The following is an 8,464-nucleotide window of genomic DNA, read 5'->3' as shown; positions in this document are numbered from 1 at the left end:
TTCATCCCCCACTGATTATTAGCCCTCACCAATCGGACTTTTAGGGGCAGCACGACCCCCACCTAACTTCTTTGCTTTCGCTGAATTTTGAGGTGGGGGTCTTACTGCCCATTAAAGTGGGATAAATTTAAATGGAATTTTGTAATAGTGGAGAGGTATGAAGTGACTTACAAGAATAGAAAGGTAGCGTTAGTCATAATTAGTTGTATGATGATTATGGGGAGTTGCGCTAATATATTTGTTGAAGATCGAAATCGAAAGCATATATTCGTACAGACAAGTAAAGTGTTAGTAGAGATTATAAATAGAATATTATAGAAGGTAAAAGGTGTTTTCTTATACGGAAACACCTTTTTTGTATTTAAAATTGAATGTTGAAGTTTTGGAATGAGTGAATACCGGTCCTCTGTTTAATCAGTTCTTTATCATTTAAATATTGAATAGCATATTTCACATCCTATAAAATGAATTTACATAAATGCATTCGCTTTTCATTGTATTAAACCCTTTTAATAGATGTTTTTATAAAAGTTTGCAAAATGGGTAAACGAAATGTTGAAATGTTTATTTATGGTGTGTTAAGATGATGAAGTGATAGTAAACGTTATTGAAATTTGCTTGTTTTTAAATAAACGTTTTAAAGGAGTGTTTAGTATGAGTGATATTTCAGAGAAGTTTTGGGATGCTTCGGTTGAGCAATTGAAGAAAGGGTATGTATTTGAAGCGGAAGCAGAAGAGTATATTTGTTTAGCTTGTGGCGAAGTGTTTATTAAGGGTATAATTTATCAAGATAATCAAGTTTTGTATGAAGCAGAGAAGTTTGTACAATTGCATGTGCAAAATGAACATACATCTATGTTTGATTATTTATTAAACCTTGATAAGAAGTACACTGGTTTAACTGATTTACAAAAGAAAATGGTTCAGTTTTTCCATATGGGGCTGAATGATAAAGAGATTGTAAAAGAGATGGCTGGCGGAAGTACTTCAACCATTCGAAATCATCGATTTACACTTCGAGAGAAAATGAAGCAAGCGAAAGTGTTTTTAGCATTAATGGAACTGTCAGAAGAAAAAGCAAAAGTACAAACGAAATTTGTACCGATTCATAGAACCGCAACGATGGTAGATGATCGCTACAATATTACGGAAGAAGAAAATGATGAAGTATTAAAAGCGCATTTTACAAAAGGATTAGATGGACCACTTTCTAAATTCCCGAAAAAGCAAAAGCGTAAATTAATTATATTACGCCATTTAGTGACGAAGTTTGATAGTAATAAAAAGTACACTGAAAAAGAAGTAAATACGATTATAGAAAGTATTTACCCAGATTTTGTAACTTTAAGAAGATATTTAATCGAATACGGGTTTTTAGATAGAACAGCTGATGGAAGCGAATATTGGGTGAAGTTATAATAATACAGAAAAGAAAATGAATAGAAGCACATTATTATAACAACTATACAAAGAGATAGAAGTTGAAAACTGATTTTTAATAAAAGGAGAAATGAAATTTGAAACCACCTACAGATAACAATAAAGAAGGTGCGGAGTCACAAAAGCTAGAAAGTGAGAGTAAACCGATTTGGAAATCGATGTCCATGTTTTTAGTACCGTTACTATTAAGCAATGTATTACAATCGATTGGACAATTATTCGGTATGGTAGTAGTAGGGAGATGGCTTGGAGTGAATGATTTAGCAGCCATATCAGCATTCTTCCCACTATTTTTCTTACTCGTTTCATTTGTAATTGGTATTGGTTCAGGTAGTTCGATTTTAATTGGTCAGGCGTTTGGAGCTAAAAACGAAGATCGTTTAAAAGCTATCGTTGGTACGACACTGACATTTACCTTTATTATTGGAGTTGTGTTGGCGATAATAGGTAGTATTTTTGCGATGGACATTATGCGCCTTATGGGAACGCCAGAAAATATTATTGATATAAGTGTTCATTATGCGCGTATTTTATTTATATCGATGCCAGTCTTATTTTTATATTTTGCATACACAACGTTTATGAGAGGTACGGGAGATTCTAAAACGCCATTTTACTTTTTAATTGTAAGTACAGCGCTAAATATGATCTTATTACCAATTCTTATTTTTGGATGGTTAGGAGCTCCGAAATTAGATGTGTATGGAGCAGCCTATGCTTCTGTTATTTCTACAGTTATTACGTTTATTGTCATGTTAGTGTATTTAAAGAAAAAAAATCATCCACTACAATTAGATAGTACGGTAAGGAAATATCTTCGAATGGATTGGGGTTTATTAAAGCTATTACTACGACTCGGCATTCCAGCGAGTATTAATATGATATTAGTTTCATTATCAGAAATTGCGGTAATCGCGTTTGTAAATCGTTATGGTTCGGATGCAACAGCAGCTTATGGCGTTGTGAACCAAGTTGCAAGTTATGTACAAATGCCAGCTGTTAGTCTTGGTATTACAGTTTCCATTTTTGCTGCACAATCAATTGGTGCAAACCAATTTGATCGATTGCAGAAAGTTGTGAAGGCCGGAATTATTATGAACTACGTCATCGGTGGTGTGCTAATATCTCTTATTTACTTATTCTCAAGAGACATTCTAGCACTATTTTTAACGAGTCAAACTACAATTGAAATTGCTCATAGCCTAGTTATGATCACATTATGGAGTTATTTAATTTTCGGTCATGCGCAAATTATTAGTGCGACAATGCGAGCAAGCGGTACAGTATTATGGCCAACTGTTATTGGCGTCGTTTCAATTTGGCTTGTTGAAGTACCTGTAGCGTATTACCTTTCTTACCATACAAGTCTTGGCATAGAAGGGATATGGATTGGATACCCAGCAGCATTTATTGTCAGCTTAATTTTACAGTATGCATATTATAAGCTTTCATGGCAGAAGAAACGAATTACACGATTAGTGAGTTAAATCATGCAAGTGTCCCTAAGTTATTATACTTAGGGACATTTTTTGTAAGTGTAAGTTTATAAATAGCTTTTTAAAGTAATATCAAAATGTTGTCTAATAAGTTTGTTATCACTCATATAAAATTCCCACGCTTTTTCAGGTTCACCGATGATTTCAAAAGATTCTTCTGTAATATATAGAGCACAATTATCCTCTAGTGCAATTCCTTCTATATTACCTTGATGGTTTTGTAAAAAGGAATGGAAGGCGTTCATTCTATTTAATTGATTATAATGTGGACAAAACCTTTTGTTCACAATCCCCCAGCCGTTGCTTTCTATATAACCAGAGCCTTCATAATCTGATCGAATGCTAGAAGTGAACCAGCACATAGCACCAGCGCTATACCCTGCAATGAGCGTTCCTTGCTGCAAAGCATATAATAATTTCTCATCTAGTTTATGTTCTTTCCATTCTGTAAGCATGTGAATATAGTTCCCGCCACCGAGATAAATTAAATCAGCTGATTGAATCATTTCGTCTATTTCATATTTAGAAGGTGTATCGGTTATAGTGCGTAAAATTTGTACTTCACAGTGTAATTGTTTTTCAAACGTGTCTAAAAATAATTTTATATAGTTTTCATCATCATGACTAGCTGTAGGAATGAATAATACGTTTGGATACTGTTTATTTGTTAATTCTATAAGTCGCTCATTAATAGGCGAGTGATTGGAATCTTGTAAATCACCGCCACCAATGACAGCTAATTTCATAGTAAAGCACCACCTAATCATTTTCGTTATATAAAAATTCGATAGAAGAGAGTTACATTCCTTCTGTCATGTAATGAATAAGTAGAAAATGCAGTTTCAATATATCGGAATAGTAAAGGCGGTGATAACTATATAGTAAAATGAATTAGAAACATTTTATCAATATATAACATTTCATACTATCGTTTCAAAATATGGAAACAATATGTTTAAATGGATATAACGAGGCATTAATTCAATTTGAATTAGTGTTTATACTTTCAAAAGGAACCGGAAATAATAGAGATTTCACAAATCGTTTTTTTACTTTTAATAGGAACTTGTATTACAATATGGTAAAATTATTTCAATATATTTATTTAATATAAAAATACAGAGAGGGAGTGTGAAAAAGGTGGATTTTCGATTTGAGTTTGCAGCGAAGGTGAAAGAATACTTAGATGATGAGAAGGATGAAAAAATAATAAAAGATGGACATAGAGATATAATTTTTCACTACTTATATGCATTAGAAGCTGAAATTGGTGTTGTTAAAAATCCTAACTTTACTTTTTTTACATCAGGAAGACGTTCACATATCGTATTAGAAAATGTTGAATTTAAAACAGAGGTAAATGTAAAAAGTAATATCATTGAAATTACAAAAATAGTGGATAATGTCGTTATTCCGTTAGATACGATCGTAGCAAAAAATCGGGAATTATTTGCACTAGGGCGTAATGAGAAGTTTAGTGTGCAAATATTAGAGCAGTATCTGTTTGAAACATTTGGAGAGAAGTTAGGTTTACAGTGAATGAAATGGGGGAGTGAATTTTAGTGTATAGCATTCACGTTTGACCTTTCATTTCATTTATACTACAATTCGTAGTGTGAAAGGAGCTATACGATGTTTACTCAAAACTATAAGTTAAATGAGCAAGGGTTAAACCATTTCTTTGGACCGCTTGAAGCGAAGATTATGGAGATTGTTTGGTCTACTGACGGTATTACGATTAAAGAAGTGCAACAGAAACTAAGTGAAGAATCACCTGTGAATTTTAATACTGTAATGACAGTTATGAACAGGTTAGTAGAGAAATTACACTTAGAAAAACAGACTGTGAAAAGAAGTGGTATATATCGTGCGGTGCAAACAAAAGATGAATTCTTATCCAATCAAACGAAGAAAATGACACAGGAATTGATGGGGGAATTTGGAGATTTAGTTGTAAATCATATGCTAGACGAGTTAGAACAGGTTGATCCGACTTTAATAAAAAAATTAGAAGACAAATTGAATCAATTAAAAAAAGAGGATCAATGAAATGAAATGGAAAATGCGTAAAATCGTATTGTTAGCAGTGATTGTTAGTGCCCTTTTTTTCAGTATGTTAGTGTATTATGTTACATACCCATTTTTGTTTCAAAATAAGGCGTTCTTTCTTTCGAATTTTTGCTTATTCCAGTTAGAACAACATATGAAGGAATTATCGCTCATTCGTATTATAATTGCTGGATTTTTACTACTTACTGTATTCATCGTGTGCAAAAGAATTTGGCGACAATTTTTCTATAGTAAAAAGTTACAAAAAGTACTTATCCCTTTCATTCGAAAAGGAAAACAAATATATATATTGCCGACCGAGGAAATTGCGGCATTTACAATTGGGTTATTTCGTCCGAAAGTTGTTATGTCGGAAGGGATGCTTCAAACGTTTTCAGATGAAGAAATGGATGCGATTATTTTTCATGAAGAATATCATCAAACGAATCGAGACCCATTAAAATTATTTTGTTTTACGTTATTAGCAGAAGGAATGATTTACATCCCGATATTAAAAGGGCTATTGCAGCGCTATCATGTGTATCAGGAGTTAGCTGCAGATAAGTATGCAATGCAAAAAATGAAATCTAAATTCGAGTTAGGCAGCGCGTTATTAAAAATAATTAAAATAAAGACAATGGAAAATCGATGTGTGACAGCTTCATTTGCAAAAACAGCAATAAATTTACGAATCGAGCAAGTGTTGCATGAAAAAGTTGTTAAACTTACTATTCCGTTACATACGAATTCAGTATATGTCACATTAGGTTTATTCTGTATGTCAGTTGTACTTATTGTCGGAGAGTGCATATAGCCTCTTTTTTTAACAATTAACACTACTCTTTGTAGTGTTTTAGGGGGAATAAAATGAATGCAGCAGATTTAACGATTTGGCTTGTAGCTGGAGCGGGGGTATTGTCATTTGTATCACCATGTTCTTTGCCACTATATCCATCTTATTTATCATATATTACAGGTGTGTCTATTCAAGATTTAAAAGAAAATCGTGGAATGATGCAAAAATCAGCGATTATGCATACCGTATTTTTTATGATCGGATTTTCGGTTATATTTTATGCGTTAGGTTTATCGGTAAGCTGGATTGGAATAACATTTTCATCTAACCAAAAATTGATTCAACAAATTGGTGGGATTTTTATTATTTTGATGGGACTGTTTATGACAGGCTTGTTTCAGCCTAAGTGGCTTATGGCAGAGAAAAAGGTGCAGTATAAAAGTAAATCAACTGGATATATTCGTTCGATTATAGTCGGTATGACATATGCAGCGGGGTGGACGCCGTGTGTTGGACCGATATTTTCAGCTGTACTCATGCTTGGTGCGACGAATCCTGAAGGAGCACTTCTTTATATTACCGCATATACTCTTGGGTTTGCGGTTCCGTTTTTCGTGATGGCATTCTTTATTGGGAAGGTAAAATGGATCGTTACATACGCCAATGTCATGATGAAAGTTGGCGGCGGAATGATGATTGTAACAGGAATTTTATTGTATACAAATCAAATGACGAAAATTACAGCATTCTTTATTCGTCTATTCGGTGGATTTACAGGCTTTTAATAATGGGGAGGAAGAAAAGTGAAGAAACTAATTGCGATTATACTGGCCGGGGCACTAATTTGGGCCGGAGTGAACTTTTATAATACAAAAAAAGAAGAGAAAGAAAGAAAAGCAAAACAAGCGGAGTTACAAAAAACAGAAGTATTACCACAAGTAGGATTTAAAGCGCCAAACATAACGTTAAAAGGATTAGACGGGAAGCTGCATTCGTTACATGATGCAAAAGGAAAGCCATATCTTATTAATTTTTGGGCATCGTGGTGTGGTCCATGTGAAATGGAGGCACCTGACTTAGTTCAAATGTATGATAAATATAAAAAGGACGTTGAAATCTTTGCAGTAAATGCAACAATCGGAGATCCGGTACAAGAAGCGAGCGCATTTGCAGATCGTCACGGATTTAAGTTTCCTGTTTTACTAGATATGGATGGAGTAGCTGGATTAGATTATAAAGTATTCTCGTTACCAACGACATTTTTTGTTGATAAAGATGGAATTATCGTAGAGCAAGTACGAGGTGTATTACCTCCAGATCAATTAGAAGAAAAATTTAAGAAATTAATTGAGAGTTAAGGTGATTTTGTATTAATGGAGTGGATCGTGAGGTTACAACCCGTATCTCTTATCATTGGAAGTCTATTTGGATTTATGTTGATGAAAAGAAAGATGAAAAATGAAAGTGTACCGTATGAAAAAATGATGGATGCAGTAACAAATGCCTTTCTTATCATCGTATTTGTATGGAAATTTGCACCGGCATTTTTAAATCCAGTATGGGCTTTTAGGTCGCCAGTGCAAGCATTATTAGCTATAGGAAGTATGGAGCATATGATAGTAGGATGTGTAATTGCGGGTGCATACATTGTTTGGAAAAGTAAAAAGGAGCAATTTTCACTTCGTATTTTACTTGATACATTGCCTATTGCACTATGTATGAGTATTGTTTTCTATTTTCTATTCCACCAAAAAGTAGGCGTACAAACGACACTGCCTTGGGGTGTGAAAGTATATGAATCTAAATTTTTATATCACCCCATTTTCGCATACGAGATTATTCTTGCTCTTTGTATAATGGGCTTGTTATGGATGAAAAATGAAAGACTCGGAAATGGAAAGAACATAAGTGTTTTTCTAATAGTTGAGGGTGTTGCTCATATTATTATTTCGCTTATTAGTGAACAACACTCGGTTTTATTTGGTTTATCAATACAGCAAATAATGAGCTTCTTTATTATTAGTTTAGGAATTTTGTTGGTGCCGAAAAAGTAAAAAGATAGCTACATATGGAGTATATCCATGCGTGGCTATCTTTTTTATTTTATATTAAAAAATCGGCGGAGTAACAGAAAATAAAACGATTGCATTTTTCTCGAATTGATTTAACCATTTATGTTTTAAATAAGCGGGTATTTTTACACTATCACCAGTTTCTAAAGTGTACTCTTCTTCGTTTAAATACAATGTAATTGTTCCGTCTAATACAAATGCCAATTCTTCACCCTTATGTTCTAGTACATTTTCTGATGAAGCTGTATTTGGCGGAACAGTCATAATTGCTGTTGCTAAATTTCCTGTGAAATCAGGTGATAACAATTCATATGATAAATTATCGATAATCATTTTTTTTCGTTTATGAGAACGTACAATTAAATCGTCTGTATTTGTATCTTCAAGTAAAAAGCTAAATGTTGGAACTTCTAACGCTTTAGCGAGTACTTTTAATGTTTGAATGGAAGGGTTAGCAGATCCGCGCTCAATTTGACTTAACATAGATGGTGTAATATCAGCCATCTTCGCTAAGTCTTTACTCGTTAAGCCTTTTTCTTTTCTTTGTTTTTCAATTTTTTTACCAATATCTATATTTTCCATAATAAAAAGCTCCTTACTAATTATTAAAT

At 33.3% G+C, this 8,464-nt stretch carries 11 protein-coding genes; 9 read left to right on the top strand and 2 right to left on the bottom strand.

The window, feature by feature from the left end:
* The first annotated feature begins 162 nt into the window (after window positions 1-162).
* The 3 genes from COL05_RS31580 (at window position 163) to COL05_RS28630 (ending at window position 2,927) form a co-directional block, all read left to right on the top strand.
* Window positions 163-318, top strand: a complete 156-nt coding sequence (locus tag COL05_RS31580) for a hypothetical protein (protein WP_180233487.1) — start codon at window positions 163-165, stop codon at window positions 316-318.
* A 336-nt stretch (window positions 319-654) separates the two neighbouring features.
* On the top strand, window positions 655-1,419 hold the full coding sequence (locus COL05_RS28635; protein WP_098671051.1) for a DUF2087 domain-containing protein: 765 nt from the start codon (window positions 655-657) through the stop codon (window positions 1,417-1,419).
* A 98-nt stretch (window positions 1,420-1,517) separates the two neighbouring features.
* Window positions 1,518-2,927, top strand: coding sequence for an MATE family efflux transporter (locus COL05_RS28630; RefSeq protein ID WP_098671050.1), 1,410 nt, complete (start codon window positions 1,518-1,520; stop codon window positions 2,925-2,927).
* A 56-nt stretch (window positions 2,928-2,983) separates the two neighbouring features.
* Here the strand turns inward: COL05_RS28630 and COL05_RS28620 are convergent, their stop codons facing one another.
* Window positions 2,984-3,682: a peptidase E gene (locus COL05_RS28620; RefSeq protein WP_098671048.1), complete on the bottom strand. Its 699-nt coding sequence runs from the start codon at window positions 3,680-3,682 to the stop codon at window positions 2,984-2,986.
* A 394-nt stretch (window positions 3,683-4,076) separates the two neighbouring features.
* On the opposite strand from COL05_RS28620, the gene COL05_RS28615 reads away from it, so the two are divergent.
* The 6 genes from COL05_RS28615 to COL05_RS28590 all read left to right on the top strand — a co-directional run bounded on the left by COL05_RS28615 (window position 4,077) and on the right by COL05_RS28590 (window position 7,835).
* Window positions 4,077-4,475, top strand: coding sequence for a DUF3942 family protein (locus tag COL05_RS28615; RefSeq protein ID WP_142337709.1), 399 nt, complete (start codon window positions 4,077-4,079; stop codon window positions 4,473-4,475).
* A gap of 93 nt (window positions 4,476-4,568) precedes the next feature.
* Entirely contained in the window at window positions 4,569-4,985 is a 417-nt protein-coding gene (locus tag COL05_RS28610; RefSeq protein WP_098671046.1) for a BlaI/MecI/CopY family transcriptional regulator, read from the top strand.
* Between the two features lies 1 nt (window position 4,986).
* Complete coding sequence (locus COL05_RS28605) at window positions 4,987-5,799, top strand: M56 family metallopeptidase (RefSeq protein WP_098671045.1); 813 nt, start codon at window positions 4,987-4,989, stop codon at window positions 5,797-5,799.
* Between the two features lie 53 nt (window positions 5,800-5,852).
* A complete protein-coding gene (ccdA, locus tag COL05_RS28600; protein WP_098671044.1) occupies window positions 5,853-6,566 on the top strand; it encodes a cytochrome c-type biogenesis protein CcdA in 714 nt (237 codons plus the stop codon).
* Window positions 6,567-6,584: 18 nt separating this feature from the next.
* The gene (locus tag COL05_RS28595; protein ID WP_098671043.1) at window positions 6,585-7,139 is read left to right on the top strand and encodes a TlpA family protein disulfide reductase; all 555 of its coding nucleotides are present in this window, start codon (window positions 6,585-6,587) and stop codon (window positions 7,137-7,139) included.
* Between the two features lie 15 nt (window positions 7,140-7,154).
* Window positions 7,155-7,835, top strand: a complete 681-nt coding sequence (locus COL05_RS28590) for a prolipoprotein diacylglyceryl transferase family protein (protein ID WP_098671042.1) — start codon at window positions 7,155-7,157, stop codon at window positions 7,833-7,835.
* Between the two features lie 54 nt (window positions 7,836-7,889).
* Here the strand turns inward: COL05_RS28590 and COL05_RS28585 are convergent, their stop codons facing one another.
* A complete protein-coding gene (locus COL05_RS28585) occupies window positions 7,890-8,435 on the bottom strand; it encodes a helix-turn-helix domain-containing protein (protein ID WP_098671053.1) in 546 nt (181 codons plus the stop codon).
* Window positions 8,436-8,464: the final 29 nt, after the last annotated feature.

Source organism: Bacillus sp. AFS059628, from assembly GCF_002571225.1.
Lineage (GTDB): Bacteria > Bacillota > Bacilli > Bacillales > Bacillaceae_G > Bacillus_A.
This window is presented reverse-complemented; position numbering and strand designations above follow the sequence as displayed.